Here is a 19781-nt window from a genome sequence, read left to right as displayed (position 1 = left end):
CCCGCAAGCGGCCCGAACAAGCCTACCCAACCAACCCACACAAGTCAAAACCAACCCAGCAGGCAGCCAAACAAACCGTCCAGCATCTACCACCAGTTAACCTCCCGGCTACCTCGCGGCGACTCGAATTAATATACGCACACCCCCAACAATCAACAAATCGCCTGGTTAGCTCGTATTTCTACGGCCAACCAGGCGATGAATTATGCGGGTTTTTAGTGATAGCAAGCCAAAAGCCCATCCGGACCATCGATGACTGTGATAGGAGTTTCGAAGATTGGGGTGAGCACATCATCCTGCATGATCTCTTCTGGGCCGCCGAAGGCCACGATGTTGCCATCCTTAGCAGCGCAGATGTAGTCGGCATAGCGCGCAGCGAAGTTGATGTCGTGGAGAACAATGATGATGGTTCGGCCAAATTCCTTGGCTGCTTTTCGCAGGTGCTTCATCATCTCCACTGAATGGGAGATGTCGAGGTTGTTGAGGGGTTCGTCGAGAAGCACGTAGTCCGTCTCCTGGCACAGCACCATGGCTACGTAGGCGCGCTGGCGCTGACCACCAGAGAGCTCATCGAGGTAGCGATTCTCCAACTCCCCTAGTCGGAAGAAATCAATGTAGCGCGAGACTATTTCTTCATCCTCGACCGTAAGTCGGCCTTTGGAATAGGGGAAGCGGCCGAAGCTCACCAGCTGGCGCACGGTCAACTTCGTGATGAAGTGATTCTCCTGACGCAAGATGGACAGGATCTTGGCTAGATCCTCGGACTTCGTGGAGGACACGTCGTATCCGGCAACTTCGATGCTGCCCTCGTCGGCGTCGAGAAGCCTGCCAATCATGGTGAGCATGGTGGATTTTCCGGCACCGTTTGGCCCGATGAGGGCGGTGATGCCTCCTGTAGGGATCTCCAGATCGATGGGACCAATGTTCGTCTCACCAGAGTAGGACTTCGAGACCTTCGAAAGCTTGATCACAGCTTGCCCTTTCGCAGAATGACGATGAGGAAAACGCTGCCGCCTACCAGCTCAATAATGATGGAGACAACACCCTGTGCATAAAAGACGTGCTGCATCAAGAAGTAGGCACTGGTGAGCACGGCAAAGGCGGTGGCCATAGCCATTGGGAAGAGATAGCGGTGGTCATAGGTCTCCGCAGCCTGGTACGCCAGGGTGGCCACGAGGAAGCCCAAGAAGGTCATAGGGCCGACGAGCGCGGTCGTCGTAGCCATAAGAATGGATACCAAGATAAGCGTGTAGATGGCATTGGCCTTGTGGTTTACGCCAAGATTCGTGGCAGCATCGCGGCCGAGTGCCAGCACATTGAGACGGCGGGAGTTGAGGAACATCAGGACCGTCACCACGATGACCAACGGGATGGCGATGGGATAGTACTCGGACTCCGCATTGTTGACGGAGCCAAAGAGGCGCGCGGTGAGCACATCGAACTCACTGGGAGTCAACATGCGCTGCATGAACGTGGACAGCGAGCCTAAGCCACCGCCGATAATGATGCCTACCAGCAGCATCGCGTGCATGTTGTTTCGGCGGCTGGTGAGCAGCCAAGAGTACAAGACCAAGGAAAGGCCCACCATGAGTACCAGCTGGACTAGGAACGCGCCCACATTACGGGACTGGGTCAGGCCAGCGGCACCGAGGAAGAAGATGGTCGCGGTATTAATCGCCACGTAGAGCGACTCAAACCCCATGATGGAGGGCGTGAGGATTCGGTTGTTGGTCACGGTGTGGAAAGCCACGGTAGCCACGGCCTGGCACACAGCGACAATTGCCATGGCCGTAACCGCGTCTGCGCGGCGGCGTGCAATAAGCCACCACTTGCGGGTGCCAAAGTCCATAGGGTTGTCGTAGGCCAACAGCCCAAAAGCAAAGAGCAGGCCGGCGGCGATGAGAGCGGCCAAGATGACCCAGTACTTACGGGCCGCGGCAGCGGACTGGAAGCTTCCCACGCTGCGACGCGCGCGCTGAGATTGGGATTGCGTCGTCGATGCAGGAACAGAGATACAGACACTCACTTGGTTGACCTCACAATCAAAACAACGAAGACGATGGCCCCCACCAGGCCCAGGATGACGGAAACCGGCATCTCAAACGGGGAAATGATAACGCGGCCCAGAATGTCACACAGCGTTACTGTGGCAGTGCCCAACAGGCAAACCCACGGAAGGTTTGCACGTAGGTCGTCGCCGCGCAGCATGCTCACCACGTTGGGAACGATGAGGCCCAGGAAAGGCAGCGCTCCAACCACAACAGTCACCACACCCGTGGCCACCGCGATGAGCCCGGTGCCTAACAGAATCATGCGCTGATAGTTCAGACCAATGTTGGTGGCGATGTCCTCGCCCAAGCCGGCCACAGTGAGCTTGTCGGCATAGAGATATACAGCCACGAGCACGAGCAGCACGACCCACAGGACCTCGTATTGCCCCTCGTAGACCGAGGTGAAGGATCCCATGAACCAAATGCCAAGCTGCTGCAAGGTGTCCGTCCGCAGCGCCACATACGAAGAGACGGCGGAGACCACGGCGCCGAGCATGATGCCAATGATCGGCACGATGAGCGAAGACCGCAGTGCCACTCGGCGCAAAAAAGCGAAGAAGACCATGGTGCCCACGAAGGCAAAGACCACGGAAATCACCATCTTCACCAACACCGACGCATGGGGGAAAAGAATGAGAGAAAAAAGCAGACCCAGCCCGGCCCATTCGGTGGTACCAGTCGTCGTGGGTTCCACGAAGCGGTTCTGGGTGAGCAGCTGCATCACGAGGCCGCTCATCGCCATGGCCGCGCCGGCCAGAACGAGGGCGATAGTGCGCGGGACTCGCGTGGTAAAGAACATGGTCCAGCCATCCTCATTATCGAGGATGCTGTACTCCCCCACCATGAGGGACAGCAGGAGCAGCGCAACGACGCCGAGCACACCAAGGCCCAGCGTCCAGGTCAGGACAGGTTCGCGGGAGCTGCGCTTAGCGACGTCCCCCCGTTCCCCCTGTGCATCTGGCCTCACTGTCACGGTTTTCACTCTGCTTCTTGAGGTTCTTAGGCGTTGGCCTTGTCGAAGGCGTCGGCAAGCGCGTTGAGAATCTCGGTGTAGGTGATGATGGACTCATCAATATAAGTATCCTGCGGGGCGACGTAGACGTTGCCGTCCTTGACGGCAGACACGTTCTTGAGCGCAGCGTTGTCTTTCACCAGCTTCTCACCTGGGGTGACCTGCTCACCTTCCTTGGAGATAGCGGAATCACGGTCCATGATGAGGATCCAATCCGGGTTGGACTGCGCAATAGCCTCCACAGAGATGTCATCGCCCTCATGGTCATCAGAGGCATTGTCCACTTCAAGAGCCGGCTTGAGGCCCAGTAGGTCGAAGACCGGGCCATAGGTGCGGCCGATGCCCGGGGCAATGTAGCCAATCTCGCCACCGGAGGTGTTGACAGCCATGACCTTCTGCTCTGGGTCGTAGGCCTTCTTAGCGCGATCGGCCGCAGCATCGAAGTCCGCAATGAGCTTTGCTGCGTCCTCTTCGTGGCCGAAGACCTGGCCCAATGCCTCGGTGTGGCGCTTGAGCTCCTCGAAGAAGTCCTCGCCCTCGCGCGGCTCGAAATCGAGGACGGATACGTCCTCAAGCAGCTTTTCCATATCGCCCTGGTGGGGCTCGAAACGCTGGCCATTCCACACCACATCCGGCTCGGCAGCCACAAGGCTTTCAAGGTCTGGCTCCTTGTGGGAGCCCAGATCGACGTCCACGGTGTCCTTGTTGTAGGTGTCACGCAAGGACTTCGGAACCAGTGGAAGCGGAGCCGCGGCAAGGTCGATGTCCCACTGCGCCAGAACCGCAAACGCTCGGTTATCCGTCACCGCAGGGTTCTCCACTGGTGCGGTGACGTCCTTCGAACCAAAGTTATCCTCCAGCGTGATGGTGGAGGCATCGGCGGCCTCGGCCCCAGCAGTCTCCGGAGACTCCTCAGCGGAGTTGGAGGAGCAACCGGTCAACGCAAGCGCTGCCACGGAGACGGTCGCAGCAACCTTGGCGGTAGTCGTGCTGAAGACACGACGGGAAAGAGTGAACATAGTGTCCTTGCTTTTTAGGTGTGGCTAACCACGGTCGATAATTAACGTCGTCGCCTAACCTAACCTATGTAAGGGTTACCTTTCAAGCACACTTTTGTTTCTTAATTCCCCGCGGGGGCACTTTCCCCTCTCGCAAGCAGCTCCTCCACCGCTACCGGCCCCTCTTTATCGAAGTCCTCTCGGACAGCTCGGCGAAGCTCAGCATCCGCCAAGAAATCTAGAGCTACCTGCGCTAAACCAGCCGCGGAATCCACGGCGGCATCGACCGCCTGGGGCGTGGCAGCCCACCGCGCAAAGTCCTCGGTATGCAGCGCCACGTCCGCGGGTGAGACTTTCACCATAGGGTGCAGACCGGGGACCAAATGAGAGACATTGCCAAAGTCCGTCGACGCCGCCACCGTGTCCGGCACTGTCCCCGCCGGCAAAGCCGTGCGGCCCCGGCGCGCCTGTGTGGCCGCCCAACGTTCCACTAGTGCAGAATTGTTGCGCACCGGCAGCGTCATGGGGTGTTCATCCCACTCGAGCTCCACCTCCACTCCAGCCATGAGGGCCGCCCCGCGAACAATATCCTCAACACGTCCGGACAGGTCCATGAGAGTGCGCGTTCCCAAGGAGCGCACATATATATGCATCTCGGCTGAACTAGGAATGATGGAGGGCCTGTCCCCGCCGGACATGATGGCGTGGACACGATCCGACGGGGGCATCTGCTGGCGCATGAGCCCGATGCCTTGGTAGGCCAGGCTTGCAGCATCAAGCGCATTGCGCCCCATGAAGGGCTGGGAGCTCGCGTGGGCAGCCACGCCGCGATACGTCACGCGTAGAATGCGGCGGCCTACCCAGGCGTGTGCGCCAATGTCATAGCCAAAGCCGTGAATCATCACCGCCGCGTCCACCTCCTCAAGGCTGCCGCCGCGGATCATGTACTCCTTGCCAGAGTGCCCTTCCTCAGCTGGGGTTCCTTGGAGCAGGAGGCGGCCGGCAAAGGGGGTGGAGTCAAGCACTGCCGTCGCCGCTAGGAACCCGCACACGCCCGCGGCGGCGATGACATTGTGGCCGCACGCGTGACCAATCTGTGGCAGCGCATCGTATTCCGCCAAAACGGCTACGGTGGGGTGGCGCTCTGGGTCAAAGTCCTCACTCTGCCACGAGGCCTCGAACGCGGTCTCCACGCCATAGGCCCCTCGGTGCGTGGAGAATCCGTGTTGTTCCACGATGTCTGCGAGTACCGCCATAGAGCGATGCTCCGCAAATGCCGTTTCAGGATGTGCGTGCAGATCCGCCACAATGTGCGCGGCAGTCTCGCGCAAAACCTCAGCCTCCGCCGCGGCCGCATCCCAGACCTTGGCCTGGTCGGCATAGTTCTCCCCATGGTGCTCGGGTGGAGCGGCGGCCGCCACGCGTTTGGCGATGTCCCCCTCCATCGCCTCCAGATACGCCGTCGAGGGATTGTTGGGTTGACTCATACCTCTACCCAATCATGACCGAGTTGCCTGGGCCCAACGGAAGGTCCACATAGAACCAGACGGCCAGCAAGATGGCCCATGCGGTAAAGAATGGAATCACGAAGGGCATGAGGCGCGACATGAGCGTGCCCAGGCCGGCATCCCGTTCGTAGCGCTGGAGGAAGCCCAGCATGACAATCATGTAGGGGTTCAGCGGAGTGATGATCTGGGTTGCCGAATCACCGACGCGGAAGGCGCCCTGGATGAAGGCCGGCTCGTAGCCCAACAGAGCAAACATCGGCACGAAGACCGCCGCCATGAGCGTCCACATGGAGGAACCGGAGATGATGAGAAGGTTCAGGCAGGATGCCAGCGCAATAAAAGCGAAGATGGCCGGGAAGCCGGTGAGTCCAATGGACTCGAGGAAGGCCGCGCCCTTCACCGCAGTGAAGGTACCGATGCCTGTCCAGGCGAATAGAGCCACGAATTGTCCCAGGATGAAGGCCAGGATGAGGAAGCTCAGCATGTCTTTGAGCGCGCCGATCATCATATTGACAACGTCCTCGATGCCCTTAACCGTGCCCACGACCTTGCCGTAGACGACGCCGAGTACCAAGAAGTACGCGAAAACCAAAAAGACAATGGAGTTGAGCAGCGGCGACTTGGGGAGGAAGCCTCCCTCTTCATTGCGCCACGGTGACTCTGGCAGCAGGACGGCAAAGAGGATGATGGCGGTGAGGATGACCGTCGCGACGCCGGACCAGATGAGTCCCTTGTTCTCCTCCGGGCGCAGCTCCGAGCTGAGTTCCTCACCATTCTCGTCGCGGTCGCCGCGCTCAGCGGCATCCTCCGGGTCAATTTCTTCCTCGGTAGGTACCTCCTGCGCCCACATACGCGGCTCGATGACCTTGTCAATAATGAGACCAGCAAGCACACCCAACACGATGGAGGAGGCCACGTTGAAGTAGTAATTCGACATCGCATTGACCGGCGCGAATTCCGTATTCGGCAGCGTATCCATCACCGCGGTGGTGATACCCGCGAACAAGGCATCCAGTGAGGTCGGCACCAATGCCGTCGAATAACCTGCGCCTACCGCAGCGAAGCCACCAATTAGGCCCGCCACTGGGTGGCGGCCCGCGGCCTTAAAGACCATGGCGGCCAGCGGCGGGACAATGACGAAAGCGGCATCTGCCATGACAGAGGCCGTCACACCAATAACACCAACGGCGTACGGGAGCAGCCACGGCTTCGCGGAACCAAAAAGCTTACGAATAAGCGCCGAAAGCATCCCGGAGCGCTCTGCCACGCCAACGGCCAACATGATGGGAAGAACCGTCACCAGGGGCGGGAAGTTGATGTAGTTCTCCCCCATTGTTGTGGTGAGCCACGTCAGCCCCTCACCGGTAAACAGGCCTTTAACCGGCTGAATTTCATCCGAACCGGGAATCTTAATTTCCACCCCCATCGCTGCCATGATGGTGGAGAGCACGCCCGTAATGAGGAAGAGGATAAGGAAGATGGTGAAAGGCTCCGGCAACTTATTGCCGATGTACTCCACGCCATTGAGGAACTTATCAAGGATTCCCCCACTGGACTGCTGCTTCGACCTTTTCTGCACCTTTACAGCACTCGACTGCGATGATCTCGGCTTTTCTGTGCTGTCCGCGCCAGCTTGTGGCGATGCGTTGGTTGGGCTGTTCATGGATACTCCTGTCGTAGGGGTTATGCCCAGTGCTCCACGTCACACTGATGGAGAAAGGCTACCACGGGAATGTAACTTGGGTAACAAATAATTTTGGAATGAGTCACATTTTTGTTCAGCCAGCCCTGCTCCGACTCCACTTTCTCGTCGTCTGCTCACCTCCGCATACCTATAGGCTCTCCCCAACTACGCCCACGGTAGATAGTGGCCAAAAATCGCCAGTTTTTAGCCCCTTACTTACCGTGAGCGTCGACAGATTGCCCGAACGTTCTGCTCCCACGCTCAGCTTCGTCGCCGCTCGACTACACCAGCCCGTTTATCCGCGCAAAAGGATCCCATCCACTGTCGCGGTGTGGCTCATATTCCACAAAGTTGGCAGCGTCGATGGCAACAACTTCGGAAGTGAGGTGCGCAATGAGCGCGACCGCCATGTCCATGCCCGCCGCAACACCTGAGGAGGTCCATCGATTACGGTCGTGCACCCACCGCGCCTCCGGCCGCCAGGACACATCGCCCCCGAAGGACGTGGCCCAGCTAAAAGCACGCTTATTGCTCGTTGCGGCGTAGCCCTCCAAGAGCCCGGCAGCCGCCAGGACCGCAGAACCCGTGCACACGGAGGCAGTCCAAGGAGCGTGTGCACCCGCCTCACGAAGCCACGACAGAAAAGATTCGTCTTCCACGAGCTTCCGGGTTCCCTTTCCGCCCGGGACGAGGAGGGCGTCGGCCGACTCAATCTGCCCATAAGAGATTGTCGGCACCACTTCCACGCCCTGCGAGCTAGCAACTGGACCACCATCCGGTCCTGCGAAAACAACGGCGACATCAGGCACCGCTTGAAGCAGCTGGACGGGCCCGAAGACGTCGAGAAGCTCAAAGCCTTCAAACAAGACAACAGTGACGCGTTGTGGCTCAAAAGTCATGCAGCAATACTATGTCCGACGATGACCATTCCCCGTAAGGAACAGTAGCTTCGGCGATGATAGCTAACCTGACTGGCATAACCACTGCCGCACACAAATCCGACGACACTCACCAGACCTTGAGTTTTAGCAATTTCCTCCCGAAAGGACATCAGCATGAAGAAGCTCACCATCGCGCTTACCGCACTTGCCATCGCCGTAGCTGGGTGCAACTCCGACACCGAGCCTGCTCCTTCCCCGACGAGCAGCGCAGCTTCATCTTCACCTGAGACGTCTGACTCACCCTCGAGCGCGGAACACACTAGCGTGCCAGAGAACACAGAAGCAGAAAGCACGAAGCCAAAGGCCGACGAACCTGATCCCACCATGGCCTCCCCGCAAGCTGACGCTCCAGTAGCTGAGGCCCCCGCGGTCGAGCAGGCCCCTGTAGAACCCACCGTCGTGGAATGCATCGAGGGCACCCCAGGGCCAGCGCTCTGGTCTGATGGCACCGTCTCCTACTCCCAGTGGTGCTTCGACACCATGGGCGGTGAGCAATACCTCGAAGAAGAGGCAAACGCAGGCGCTCCGCCCACGCCAGAACAGCAACAGCCCCGCAAGCCTAGCCCATGGGTACAGGGGCAAATTGACTGGGCAAACTGCCTCGACTCCGGCAAGACCAAGGAACAGTGCCGAGAAGAACTGAACTAAGGCGGGGCTAAGGCGGGCTCCTTCACCACGTGGCATAAACGAGAAGAAACCCCAGCTAGAATGCTATCTAGCTGGGGTTTTTCGGTGGAGCCGCCGGGAATTGAACCCGGGTCCTTCGTCATCTTGCCAGGGCTTCTCCGTGCGCAGTCTGCACAGGATCTCTACTCGGCCCTCCGGCTCGGGCAAACACGCTCCGGATGATGGGCCCAGTTGCTCTCAAAGTCCCCAACCGGCCGAACAACAAACCAGTCAGGCAAGTTCCTTAGTCGATGCCAGGATCTAGGTCAGGAACCAAACCTAGGCTGACAGACACGCGTCGCTGTAATTAGGCAGCGAGGGCGTAGTCACGCTGAGAGTTCTTCTCTGCGTTTATTGGTTGCTACGACGCTTAACGGTGGTCTCTAGCCTGCACCGGCACGCTTCCCCTGGCTCAATGTACGAAGTCGAAACCAAGTCGACCCCTCAGTAACACATTGCTGTGAAAGCTGCGCAGAACACGTTTTCACGCGCCTACGGTTCGTTCAACGCTACTGCACACACCCCTATTCCCGCAAGCCCCACCCCAGGCCACATGAGGCATAGCTTTCATAAGCACCCCCTTGTGATTAACGTCAATTTCAACGCTGTTAAGGTATGCGAGTCCAGTCCACCTACTTTGTTAAAGGCTGCAAAGTGAGCACACGTACCGAGACCTCCAGCTCCCCGGAATCCACTAAGCGCCCGACGAGCAATACCGAATGGGCTATCTCGCTCTTCGGCACCGCCGTCGGCGCTGGCATTCTGTTTCTTCCTATCAATGCCGGCAGCTTCGGCTTCTGGCCTCTGCTCGTGGCCACGATTTTGATTGGTCCGATGACCTACTTCTCCCACCGTGGACTCGCCCGCATGATTTGCGCATCACCGCGCCAGGGTGAAGACATCACGGCCGTGGTCACCGACTATTTCGGCAAAACCGCAGGCCTCATCATCTCCGTGGTGTATTTCTGCGCAATTTTCCCCATTGTGCTGATCTATGGCGTGTCTATTACGAACACGGTCAACAGTTTCATCGTCAACCAGCTGGGTGGGCCTACGATTCCACGCCCGTTGCTGTCCTTCCTGCTCGTCGGCGTGATGACCGTGGTCTTTGCCTTCGGCCAACGCATCGTGCTCGCGGTGACGCAGTTCCTGGTCTATCCGCTCATTTTCTGCCTCGGCGCGCTGTCTATTTACCTCATCCCGCGGTGGGACATCGCCTCTTTCATGGAGGTGGGCAACAATGACTGGCGCATCGTCGGTTCGGTGGCCCTCATCATTCCGGTGCTGGTGTTCTCCTTTAACCACTCTCCCGCCATTTCCCAGTTCTCCCTGGCCATGGTCGCCGCACACGGACGCGAGAAGAGCTCGGAGAACGCTTCCCGCGCACTAGCCCTGACGGCCATCCTGCTTACCGTGTTCACGATGTTCTTTGTGTGGTCCTGCACGCTGACGCTGGGCGCAGACGGCCTAGCGGAGGCTCGCGAGCAGAACCTGCCGGTGCTGTCTTACTTGGCAAACGTCACCGGCGTGCCGGTCCTGGCCTTCCTCTCCCCCATCGTTGCGATGGTGGCCATTGTGTCCTCCTACTTCGGACACGTGCTGGGTGCTACCGAGGGCGGCAACTTCCTGCTGCGCACCGTGGCACCGGGCGCGACGAAGAAGCTCTCAGAAAAGCAGCTCAATTCTGTCATGCACGGCATCATCTTTGTGTCCGCTTGGGTCGTCGCCATCATTGACCCATCGATTCTCGGCCTCATTGAGGCTATCGGTGGACCGTTCATCGCGTCGATTCTCTACCTGCTGCCGATGTACGCCATCCACCGCATCGATGCTCTGAAGCAGTTCCGCACCCGTGCCAGCAACTACTTCGTCGTTGTCACTGGCCTCATCGCCGTGGGCGCGACCATCTGGGGCCTCTTTGCCTAGACCCGCGCTAGTTCTCCTCTAACCACGCCTTCAGCACGACGGCGTGGTTTATTTTTCGGTCCTTGGCGGCGAAGAGAAGGGTGAGGTCGCCGTCTGCCGCAAACTGGCGCAGCTTCTCCAATTCCTCATTCTCGTTCTCATCTAGCTCAGCGCGGTAACGCCGACCGAACTCCTCAAAACTGTCAGCGTCGTGGCCCCACCATTTCCGGAGCTCCGCGCTGGGAGCCACGTGCTTGAACCAGTGATCATAATCCAGGCGTTCTTTGGCCACGCCGCGGGGCCAGAGCTTATCGACGAGCACCGCTTCCCCACGCAGCTCCTCGTCACCGTGAACAACGTCATGAACCTTAGCCGTGTAAATCATGGTTCCCAGGCTAGACGCTCACTGGCTAGGCGTTGATGCCCTTGACGCGGCGCCCCAGTTCACGGGTGATATCACGGTCTTGGTCGCGGCGCTTAATCGCTTCGCGCTTGTCGTAATCCTGCTTACCCTTGGCCAAGCCCAACTCGCACTTGGCGCGGCCATTTTTCAGATAGACCTTGAGCGGGATCAGGGTCTTGTTGCCATCGCGCACCTGGCCCATGAGCTTGTCAATCTCACGTCGGTGCAGCAGCAGCTTGCGCGTGCGCTTCGGCGAGTGATTCGTCCACGTGCCCTGGGAGTACTCCGGGATGTGGAGGTTGCGGATGTAGACCTCACCATCGTCGATAGTGGCGAAGGAATCCGCTAGGGAAATCTTGCCTTCGCGCATCGACTTAATCTCGGTGCCCACGAGCACCATGCCGCATTCCACGGTATCGAGGATGGTGTAGTCGTGGCGGGCACGTCGGTTGGTGGCCAGGGTCGAATTATTATCGGCCGCTGCCCCTTTTTTCTTCTTTGCCTTCTTCGCCATAGTTCGGACTATGTTACGCCACTGCCAGGCAAAAACCACATCTGGTTCCACCGCGGAGGGAGAAGGCTTTTCGTAGTAGAGCCCCAGCCTTCCACAGACCACGGTCGGGCTTAGGTACGAACGTAAGCGCGCATCGTCACCTGGGCGGTCAGCGCGGCGAAAAGCAGCGCTACGAGGCCAACGATGGGAAGTGCCGTCCACACGTCGCCCGACGTCACCGGAGCCAGCAGTTGCTTCTGATAGAGGTCTTTCAGTGCGGGGTCGAGGACCACGTTCTTCCCCAAGAGAACGCCGGCGCCGCCGAGGATAACCCCGCCAATCGCGCCCAGAACCGCTTCCACGATGAACGGTGCGTGGGTAATCCAGCGCGAGGCGCCCACGATGCGCATAATCGCGGTTTCACGCTGACGCTGGAAGGCTGCAATCTGCACCATGTTGGCGATGAGCATGATGGCGGCCAACGCCACCACCGCAGCCAGAATGAAGGTGGCATTGCGGATGGCGTCGAGGTTGCCGGCAGCGCTGCGCACATCCTCCTGCTGGTCGATGATTTCGCTTACGGCGGGGTCCTCCGCGATGGCGTCGATAGGCGCGGTGTCCGTTGGATCCCTCAGGCGCACGTGGAAGGCGGCCGGCAGCGCATCCGGCGAGGTCTCCTTCACCATGACCGGATCGGTTTCCTTAAACAGCTCCACGAAGCGGTCATAGGATTCTTTTTGGCTGCGGTAGTCAACGGATTCGATATCGTCATCCGCCTCCAGCTTCTTCCTCAATCCGGAACACGCCGCGTCTGTGCACTCAGGGTCGTGTGCGGAGATGTCCTCGTTGAGCTGCACCATAACCTCTACCTGCTCGAGGTAGATGTCTTTAGTGTCATTCGTCATCTGCGTGACAAGAACACCAGCCACCACCAGAGCAACGGAAATAGCCGTGGTGATCACCATGGCGATGGTCATCGTGATGTTGCGGCCCAAGCCTTTAACGGCCTCGCGAAAAACAAAACCCAAATTCATTTAGAGCGCCTCCCCGTACATTGCGTTCTTCTCATCGCGGACGAGCGTTCCATTGTGCAGCTCAAGGACTCGCTGGCGGGCATCGTTGACCGCGCGCGCATTGTGCGTCGACATCACCACGGTGGTGCCGCGGCGGTTGATCTTCGTCAGCAGGGCCATGATTTCCGCGGCGGTGGCGGGATCGAGGTTGCCCGTGGGTTCGTCGGCAAGCAGCAGCTTAGGACGGTTGACAAAGGCACGTGCAATGGCCACGCGCTGCTGTTCACCGCCGGAGAGTTCATGAGGCATGCGGTGCTGCTTAGCCCCCAAGCCCACCATGTCGAGGACCTCGGGAACTTGCTTGGCAATACGCGACTTCTTCTTGCCAATGACCTGCAACGCGAAAGCCACGTTGTCGTAGACATTGAGTTTGGGAAGAAGGCGGAAATCCTGAAAGACGTAACCGATGGACTGGCGCAGCTGGTTGATCTGACCGCCCTTGAGCGCGTTGACGTGGAAGTCCCCAAAGTGAATGTCACCGGAGCTCACGTTAGTTTCGCGCACCATTAACTGCAGAAAGGTGGACTTTCCCGAGCCAGAGGGGCCAATAAGGAAGACGAATTCGCCATCGTCTATCTCGAAGGACACGTTGTCTAGCGCGGGCCTAGTCGACGTCGCATAGACCTTGGACACATTCTCAAAAGTGATCACTCAAGCAACATTAGCAACAAACGTCACTTAAGCCTAGGCCTCATTCTCCGCCATACGCCAGCGAATACCAGCCTCCAGGAAGCCGTCAATGTCACCATCGAGCACCTTGGATGGGTCACCGACCTCGTAATTCGTCCGGAGATCCTTGACCATCTGGTACGGATGCAACACATAAGAGCGCATCTGGTTGCCCCAGGAGGCATTGCCGCCCGCGCCCAGCGCATCGAGCTCCGCGCGCTCTTCCTGACGCTTGCGCTCCAGCAACTTTGCCTGCAGCACGCGCATCGCCGAGGCCTTGTTCTGAATCTGGGACTTCTCGTTCTGACAGGTCACCACGATGCCCGTCGGGATATGGGTAAGGCGAACTGCCGAGTCGGTCGTGTTCACCGACTGACCACCCGGGCCCGAGGAACGGTAAACATCCACGCGCACCTCGGAGTCTGGGACCTCGATGGAGTCCGTCTGCTCCACCACTGGCAGTACCTCTACCTCTGCGAAGGAGGTCTGGCGGCGTCCCTGGTTGTCAAAAGGTGAGATGCGTACGAGGCGGTGCGCACCCTGCTCGACGGAGAGCTGGCCGTACATGTATTCGCCATGCACCACAAAGGTGGCGGACTTGATGCCTGCTTCCTCGGCATAAGAAATGTCATAGACATCCACCTTGTGCCCGTTCTTTTCAGCCCAACGGGTGTACATGCGCATGAGCATCTCCGCCCAGTCCGCGGCATCCACACCTCCGGCGCCGGAGCGGATGTTGATAACCGCCTCACGCTCGTCATATTCGCCCGAGAGCATCGTGGTAACTTCCAGCGACTCGATGGCCGCACCGAGCTCCTCAAGCTCAGCCTCCACCAGCTCCTGGGAGGCCTCGTCGCCCTCTTCTTCCGCTAGCTCAGACATGACGGGCAGGTCCTCGATCCTCCCACGCAGGGAGGAGAGCTTGCGCAGTTTCGCCTGCTCCGCCGAGAGCGACGAGGTCACCTGTTGCGCGTGGTCGGGGTCGTCCCACAGCGACGGGTCCCCCGCTTGGGCCTCAAGCTCGCGCACGCGCTCGGACACCGCTTCCGGGTCCATCACCTTTTCAATGGAGGTCAAGGTGGCGCTGAGTTCCTCAAGTCGTGCTGTTTGTTCCGGACGCATAGCCCCCTACTCTACTTATTCTTGCCCTCTGATTAGCCATCGGCCGCATTTAGCGCGACAATAGGCGGCATGAGTGACCAGCCAAGCCTCACCGAGATGATCGATGCCATCATCAAGACCTTCATCGTTGCCCATGCGGACGATACTGATGCCCACCTTGCCCAGGCGCTCGTCTACAACGCCGGCCGCCTAGCCTGGCGCCTGCGCGAACAGGGTGTGGACGTATCCCAGAAGACAGACCGTGCGGATGTCGTCACTGACGCCGACTTTGCCGCCGAGCGCTTCGTCGCGGGCGTCCTCGAAGCTCTGCGCGGCGAGGACGGCATCGTCGGCGAGGAGGGCGCTAACCGTGAGTCGAAGTCCGGCCGCACCTGGGTCATCGACCCAGTCGACGGCACCTTCAACTTCGCCTCCGGCTTCGACTACTGGTGCTCCGCACTGGCGCTTACCGATTCCTCTGGGGTCATCCTCGGCGCCGTCCACCGCCCCGCCATGGGCTACACGTGGTTCGGCGGCCGAGACCACGCCACGACCCTGGACGGCATGGAGGTGACGCCGCTTGTCGACGTCCCCGCGGAAGACCTCTGCCTCTCCACGTACCTCCACCCTTCAAGCATCACCGACCCGAAGATTTCCGCAGCCTGGGAGAAGGTGGCCCCGCACTTTGCCACCGTGCGCATGTTGGGTGCTGGCTCCGTCGACCTGTCCTCTGTGGCTGACGGCACGTGGGGAGCATGGATGCAGCACTCCGTTAAAGACTGGGATTGGTTCCCCGGTCAGGCGCTTGTGCTTGCTGCTGGCGGCGCGGCGCGCAAGGTTACTGCCGGCGGTGTGGAATGGTGTATCGCGGGTAATAAACAGGTAGTCGATCAGATGGAGGAATGGCTCCGTGGGTAAGTACAAAGAGGACCTCGGCCTGGCCCTAGAGATGGCAGGCCACGCGGATGCTGTCACCATGCACCGCTTTGAAGCCACAGACCTTTCGGTCAAGGACAAGCCGGACATGACCCCAGTCTCAGATGCAGATCTGGCCTGCGAAAAGGCCATTCGTGAGGCATTGAAGCGCTCCCGCCCGCGCGATGAGGTCTTGGGCGAAGAATTTGGCGGCGAAGCCTGCTACGAGGGCCGCCAGTGGGTCATCGACCCCATCGACGGCACCAAGAACTTCGTTCGCGGCGTGCCTGTGTGGGCCACCCTGATCGCATTGCTTGAAGATGGCGAACCAGTCGTCTCCGTCATCTCTGCCCCAGCTCTTCGCCGCCGCTGGTACGCGGCCAAGGGCACTGGCGCCTTCCGTGTCTTCGGCGGTGAGCCCAAGCGCCTGCGCGTCTCCGAGGTCGCTGCTCTGGAGAATGCGTCCCTAGCCATGAGCTCGCTGGCCGGCTGGGGCCTATCCCGCGACGCCTTCGTCTCTCTCACCGACAAGGTCTGGCGCCTGCGCGGCTACGGTGACTTCTGGAACTACTGCCTAGTTGCCGAGGGCGCTGTCGACATTACTGCCGAGCCCGAGGTCTCTCTCTGGGACCTGGCTGCCCCGGCCCTTCTGGTGACTGAGGCCGGCGGCCGCTTCACCAACGTTCGCGGCGAGGACGGCCCCCACGGCGGCTCCGCGCTTGCCTCCAACGGCAAGCTTCACGACGCCGCCCTCACCGCCCTCTCCTAGCCCGCGCGGCGCCCCAGCGTCGCACCCCAGCGAACCGCGCCGCGTAGGTCACTTCGATCAAATAAGGCCCCAGATCTTTAACGATCCGGGGCCTTAAATGTTAGAAACGTACTTCTAGTTCTCCGGAAGCGTGAATCCAGAACCCACACCCTCGCGCCGGTTCAGATCCGCCACAATAGCATCGGTGTTCGCTACAACCGTCGGGTTGTGCAGCGCACCCTGCCACGGGGTGCGGCACGACGGCAGGCCCGGGAACAAACCGCGGGAAATCGAGCCGACGATGCGTCCGTCACGGAAGACTGGAGCGCCGGAATCACCGACCATGGCGCAGACCTGATTGACGGAGATCTGCTTACCGTGCTGGAAGGTCATACCGCAGGTGGTGCCGGTGGCTACGCCGCGCTTACAGGTGATATCCCCCGGCTTCGTCGTGCCACCGACGCCGTAGGCAGTCACGCCGTTGTAGCTGCGGGTGACTTCAGCATCCGAACCGAACTCAATGAGCGAGTAATCCAGGTAGGTGTTCTTGCTCACCAGCGTGCCGGTGGGGCCGACCTGCCAGGAATCCGCCGAAGACACCGGGTCACCAACGTTGCCGCAGTGACCAGCAGTGATGCCAACCTTACGGCCTTCAGCATCGGTTCCCGCCGCAGTCAGCGTGCACATGGTGTCTTCGCTGATGTAGAGCGGAGTTCCAGGTCCGTAGAGGGACTTACCGTTCGTCATCGCGGTGTTGGATTCCTCCGGAATCTGCGGAGCATCGTAGAAAGAACCAGGCACTCGGTGCAGGACATAGTCCGCCTGCGGCTTGCCAGCCGCAATCTTGGAGAACGAGTCATTTTTCCACACGTAGTTCGGGTCAGTGCCCTTTGGCACGAAGTCTGGCTGCGTGGCCTCCTGCAGGAGACCAATCGGCTCCGGATTGGTCAGCGGTTCCCCCGTAATGGCATCGACACCAGCGTAATCCTCCCCCGTCGGGAGGGCTGGCAGTTGTGCCTGGTCCGCAACCTGGCGAGCCACAGGGGAATTTACCGCAGACGCAATCGCGTTGGAGGCGTCCTGTGCCGCTGCCGCAGCGGCGCCGTTGACGGCGGTATCGAGGACGTCGGTAAGCGCAGCGTCTACTGGCTTGGTCTCAATGCCCACGGAATTCAAGTCCGCACGCACCTGGTCCACGACGCCCGCCGAGTCAAGCTCCGGGATGGTGGGGAGTTCCTGGGCGCCGGCCACCGGGTTACCCAGGAAAAACGCACCTGCGAAAGCCGAGCCCACAAGGACTTTCTTAAGGTGCGGGATTTTTCGCATTACGCAATTCCTCTTTCACTTCTTCTCGTATTGGTCTATAAGACTTACCCATGATGCCACGCGAGTATGGTCCCGCGTTTCTAACGTGTGGGACTGTGTCCAACCCGTTACATTACTGACAGCTTTCGGGTGCCCCCTCTTTTCTTTCACCACAGTTCCCTACCCCCGCCCAGACCTACAATGGAGGTATGTCTGAGAACCCCACCTCGCCATCATCTACTGCAGACATTTCAGAAATTGTCGCCATTGTCCTGCGTGATACCCACGGCCGCGTTCTTGTCATTCGCGCTACGTCTACCCCAGAATTCGTCCTGCCTTTCGGCTCCATTGACACCACCATCGATCCCGCCCGCGCGGCCCAGCTCATCGCCCATGAGGCAGTGCGTGCTGTGATTGATATGTCGAAATTGCGTCGCCTCGCCACCTACGTATCGTCGGCTGCCAACGGTGCACCAGAGACCATCCACGCGCACGTCTATGTCTACGAAGAAGAAATCTCCGTCGCGCATCCCGACAAGGAGATTGCTGAGCTCGCGTGGGTCGATCCCGCCGCTCCGGATGTCGAAATCGCCCCGTTACTCAAGGAGAGGGTATTCCCCGCCCTGTAGGAACTCTAAGTCCATAACGTCTAGACTCCCCACCATGATTACGCAGCGACTACTCCCCGTTCTCGCCGCCGATTCCCTTGCCCTTGCACTGGCCGGCTGCATCACCGACGACAGCACTGATGGCACGCTTTCTGCTGTCTCCCCCACCACTCAAGCTGGGTGGAGCGATCCGTCAGCCAGTTGTCTGCGCCCTCCGGGATGCCCACGACCGGCGCGATGGCCGACAGTGTGTCGTAGCGCTCTCGATCGCCCGAGGAACGAACATCAAGGATGAGGAGAAGGTCCGGCTGCACGCCGAGCGAGAGCGCCAGCTCGGCGTCGCCCCAGCCCAGGGCCACGACGCGCCGCGGGGCCTCGTCAATGGTGACGTCGCCGAACTTGGTGGAGATGGTGGCCGGGAATGCCGCGTTGTCCGAGTTGGAGGCGGAGGCCGCGCTCGAGGAGCAGGCGGCCAGGCCGAGGGCGAGCACAGCGACGACGCCGAACACGCGCACGGAGGCAGGACAAGAGTTCACGAGAGGTACTTGTATAGAAAGGAAACGATGTGCCGCGTAGCTGGGCCTTGCCCATCTCCCATGCGCGAATTACCGGCAGGCTAGGACTGCTACACAGGAACGATATCCTCCAGCAGCGGCACCCGCTCGTCCAAGGCGTAGTTGGTGGACTCTGCTGTCGCGAGCGAGAAGGCCTGCGAAAGCTCCTTCGGCATGACGATGGCGCGCCCCTCGCGGACCGCGGGCAGGCCCATCCACGCCGGGTCCGTCTCCACCGTGGAGATGTCCGTGGACACGGCCTGCGCAATGACGACATCCGAGTCCGCGTTGGACAGGGTCTCCCCCGAGAGCGGGACCGAGATATTCTTCGCGGACGCCGACTGCGACTTCACCCAGGGGTTGAGCGAGAAGCCGAGCTCGATGAGCTGATCTGCGCGGTTGGTGCCGTCGTTGTAGGCACCCCACGTCGTGGCCGTGCGGCCGAGAACGGCGAAGGTCGTGCCCGACCACTCCGGATGATCCGCGGCGATGCCCGAGATGCGCTCCTGCAACTGCTCGATCTGCTCCTGCGCCTCCGCAGGCTTGCCCAAAGCGGCGCCGATCATGGTGAGCTGCTCGTCGCGCGACGTCTTATACTTGTCGCCGCCCACCGAGACGCCGATGACCGGCGCGATGGCGGAGAGCATGTCGTAACGCTCCTGGTCACCGGACGAGCGCACGTCGAGGATGAGGTCGGGCTCGAGCGCCGCCACCGCCTCGTAATTCACGTCGGTCGTGCCGAGGATCTCCGGCGACTGCGTGTAGCCGTGTTCTACACAGGGGCCTACGCCGTCGCCACCGAAGGAGAGCCAGTCGGCCGCGGCGATGGGCTCGACGCCCAGCTATAACGCCACCTCCGCATCACCCCACCCCAGGGCCACCACGCGCCGCGGGGCCTCCTCGACGGTGACGTCACCGAACTTGGTGGCCACTGTGACCGGATAGGCCGCGGCGTCGCCGTCAGCCGATGCCTACTGCGCCAACGATGCCGACGATGCCGCCACCGAGTTGTCGGCCGCACCGGAATCGGGGTCCGACGAGCATGCGGCCGCACCCCAGCCGACAAGGGCGAGCGACAGGAATACCGCGGCCGAGCGACGAGTGCGGGAAGTCCGCAGAGGCATAAAAGGCCTGTCGAATTGAGAAA

At 60.2% G+C, this 19781-nt stretch carries 21 protein-coding genes and 1 other RNA gene; 5 read left to right on the top strand and 17 right to left on the bottom strand.

What is annotated here, in order from left to right; translation table 11 throughout:
- Nucleotides 1–215 precede the first annotated feature (215 nt).
- The 7 genes from M5J09_RS09565 to M5J09_RS09535 form a co-directional block, all read right to left on the bottom strand.
- Nucleotides 216–971, bottom strand: a complete 756-nt coding sequence (locus M5J09_RS09565; protein WP_257157679.1) for an ABC transporter ATP-binding protein — start codon at nt 969–971, stop codon at nt 216–218.
- Nucleotides 968–2026 carry an iron chelate uptake ABC transporter family permease subunit gene (locus tag M5J09_RS09560; RefSeq protein ID WP_084226161.1) on the bottom strand — a complete coding sequence of 353 codons (1059 nt, stop codon included), beginning with the start codon at nt 2024–2026 and terminating at the stop codon, nt 968–970. The genes M5J09_RS09565 and M5J09_RS09560 overlap by 4 nt, the downstream gene beginning before the upstream one ends.
- Nucleotides 2023–2895 (bottom strand): ABC transporter permease, encoded by an 873-nt coding sequence (locus tag M5J09_RS09555; RefSeq protein WP_374982120.1) that lies wholly within the window; start codon nt 2893–2895, stop codon nt 2023–2025. Before M5J09_RS09555 ends, M5J09_RS09560 begins: the two co-directional genes overlap by 4 nt.
- 155 nt (nt 2896–3050) lie before the next feature.
- Nucleotides 3051–4082: a siderophore ABC transporter substrate-binding protein gene (locus M5J09_RS09550; protein ID WP_042529939.1), complete on the bottom strand. Its 1032-nt coding sequence runs from the start codon at nt 4080–4082 to the stop codon at nt 3051–3053.
- 101 nt (nt 4083–4183) lie between these two features.
- On the bottom strand, nt 4184–5548 hold the full coding sequence (locus M5J09_RS09545) for a M20 family metallopeptidase (RefSeq protein ID WP_257157678.1): 1365 nt from the start codon (nt 5546–5548) through the stop codon (nt 4184–4186).
- 4 nt (nt 5549–5552) lie between these two features.
- Nucleotides 5553–7232, bottom strand: coding sequence for an AbgT family transporter (locus M5J09_RS09540; RefSeq protein ID WP_257157677.1), 1680 nt, complete (start codon nt 7230–7232; stop codon nt 5553–5555).
- Nucleotides 7233–7534: 302 nt separating this feature from the next.
- Entirely contained in the window at nt 7535–8152 is a 618-nt protein-coding gene (locus tag M5J09_RS09535) for a DJ-1/PfpI family protein (protein WP_257157676.1), read from the bottom strand.
- Nucleotides 8153–8308: 156 nt separating this feature from the next.
- Here M5J09_RS09535 and M5J09_RS09530 point away from each other — a divergent pair, with 156 nt between their 5' ends.
- Entirely contained in the window at nt 8309–8842 is a 534-nt protein-coding gene (locus M5J09_RS09530; RefSeq protein ID WP_257157675.1) for a hypothetical protein, read from the top strand.
- An 82-nt stretch (nt 8843–8924) separates the two neighbouring features.
- Here M5J09_RS09530 and ssrA read toward each other — a convergent pair.
- Nucleotides 8925–9304, bottom strand: a transfer-messenger RNA (tmRNA) gene (gene ssrA, locus M5J09_RS09525).
- 210 nt (nt 9305–9514) lie between these two features.
- Between ssrA and M5J09_RS09520 the strand changes: the two genes are divergently transcribed.
- A complete protein-coding gene (locus M5J09_RS09520; protein WP_257157674.1) occupies nt 9515–10786 on the top strand; it encodes a septum formation initiator in 1272 nt (423 codons plus the stop codon).
- A gap of 7 nt (nt 10787–10793) precedes the next feature.
- On the opposite strand, the gene M5J09_RS09515 is transcribed toward M5J09_RS09520, so the two are convergent.
- The 5 genes from M5J09_RS09515 to prfB form a co-directional block, all read right to left on the bottom strand.
- Nucleotides 10794–11150 carry a DUF488 domain-containing protein gene (locus M5J09_RS09515; RefSeq protein WP_042529926.1) on the bottom strand — a complete coding sequence of 119 codons (357 nt, stop codon included), beginning with the start codon at nt 11148–11150 and terminating at the stop codon, nt 10794–10796.
- A 25-nt stretch (nt 11151–11175) separates the two neighbouring features.
- Complete coding sequence (gene smpB / locus M5J09_RS09510) at nt 11176–11682, bottom strand: SsrA-binding protein SmpB (RefSeq protein ID WP_042529925.1); 507 nt, start codon at nt 11680–11682, stop codon at nt 11176–11178.
- A gap of 110 nt (nt 11683–11792) precedes the next feature.
- Nucleotides 11793–12695, bottom strand: a complete 903-nt coding sequence (gene ftsX, locus M5J09_RS09505; protein WP_257157673.1) for a permease-like cell division protein FtsX — start codon at nt 12693–12695, stop codon at nt 11793–11795.
- Nucleotides 12696–13385, bottom strand: a complete 690-nt coding sequence (gene ftsE, locus M5J09_RS09500; RefSeq protein WP_042529921.1) for a cell division ATP-binding protein FtsE — start codon at nt 13383–13385, stop codon at nt 12696–12698.
- A gap of 33 nt (nt 13386–13418) precedes the next feature.
- Complete coding sequence (gene prfB / locus M5J09_RS09495) at nt 13419–14525, bottom strand: peptide chain release factor 2 (RefSeq protein WP_042529919.1); 1107 nt, start codon at nt 14523–14525, stop codon at nt 13419–13421.
- A gap of 69 nt (nt 14526–14594) precedes the next feature.
- Here prfB and M5J09_RS09490 point away from each other — a divergent pair, with 69 nt between their 5' ends.
- On the top strand, nt 14595–15422 hold the full coding sequence (locus tag M5J09_RS09490) for an inositol monophosphatase family protein (protein ID WP_257157672.1): 828 nt from the start codon (nt 14595–14597) through the stop codon (nt 15420–15422).
- On the top strand, nt 15415–16188 hold the full coding sequence (hisN, locus tag M5J09_RS09485; RefSeq protein WP_257157671.1) for a histidinol-phosphatase: 774 nt from the start codon (nt 15415–15417) through the stop codon (nt 16186–16188). The genes M5J09_RS09490 and hisN overlap by 8 nt, the downstream gene beginning before the upstream one ends.
- 114 nt (nt 16189–16302) lie before the next feature.
- Here hisN and M5J09_RS09480 read toward each other — a convergent pair whose 3' ends face one another.
- Nucleotides 16303–17493, bottom strand: coding sequence for a S1 family peptidase (locus M5J09_RS09480; RefSeq protein ID WP_042529913.1), 1191 nt, complete (start codon nt 17491–17493; stop codon nt 16303–16305).
- Nucleotides 17494–17681: 188 nt separating this feature from the next.
- On the opposite strand from M5J09_RS09480, the gene M5J09_RS09475 reads away from it, so the two are divergent.
- The gene (locus M5J09_RS09475; RefSeq protein WP_042529912.1) at nt 17682–18101 is read left to right on the top strand and encodes an NUDIX domain-containing protein; all 420 of its coding nucleotides are present in this window, start codon (nt 17682–17684) and stop codon (nt 18099–18101) included.
- Nucleotides 18102–18202: 101 nt separating this feature from the next.
- On the opposite strand, the gene M5J09_RS09470 is transcribed toward M5J09_RS09475, so the two are convergent.
- The 3 genes from M5J09_RS09470 to M5J09_RS09460 form a co-directional block, all read right to left on the bottom strand.
- On the bottom strand, nt 18203–18616 hold the full coding sequence (locus tag M5J09_RS09470; protein ID WP_042529910.1) for an ABC transporter substrate-binding protein: 414 nt from the start codon (nt 18614–18616) through the stop codon (nt 18203–18205).
- Between the two features lie 89 nt (nt 18617–18705).
- Nucleotides 18706–19461 carry an ABC transporter substrate-binding protein gene (locus M5J09_RS09465; RefSeq protein ID WP_257157687.1) on the bottom strand — a complete coding sequence of 252 codons (756 nt, stop codon included), beginning with the start codon at nt 19459–19461 and terminating at the stop codon, nt 18706–18708.
- A 144-nt stretch (nt 19462–19605) separates the two neighbouring features.
- Nucleotides 19606–19758 carry a hypothetical protein gene (locus M5J09_RS09460; protein ID WP_227485943.1) on the bottom strand — a complete coding sequence of 51 codons (153 nt, stop codon included), beginning with the start codon at nt 19756–19758 and terminating at the stop codon, nt 19606–19608.
- Between the last annotated feature and the right edge of the window lie 23 nt (nt 19759–19781).

The sequence above is a fragment of the Corynebacterium sp. BF-R-2 genome (assembly GCF_024586525.1).
GTDB classification, from domain to species: Bacteria; Actinomycetota; Actinomycetes; order Mycobacteriales; family Mycobacteriaceae; genus Corynebacterium; species Corynebacterium singulare.
The sequence above is the reverse complement of the archived record's forward strand: the minus strand, read 5'-3'. Positions and strand labels throughout refer to the sequence as shown.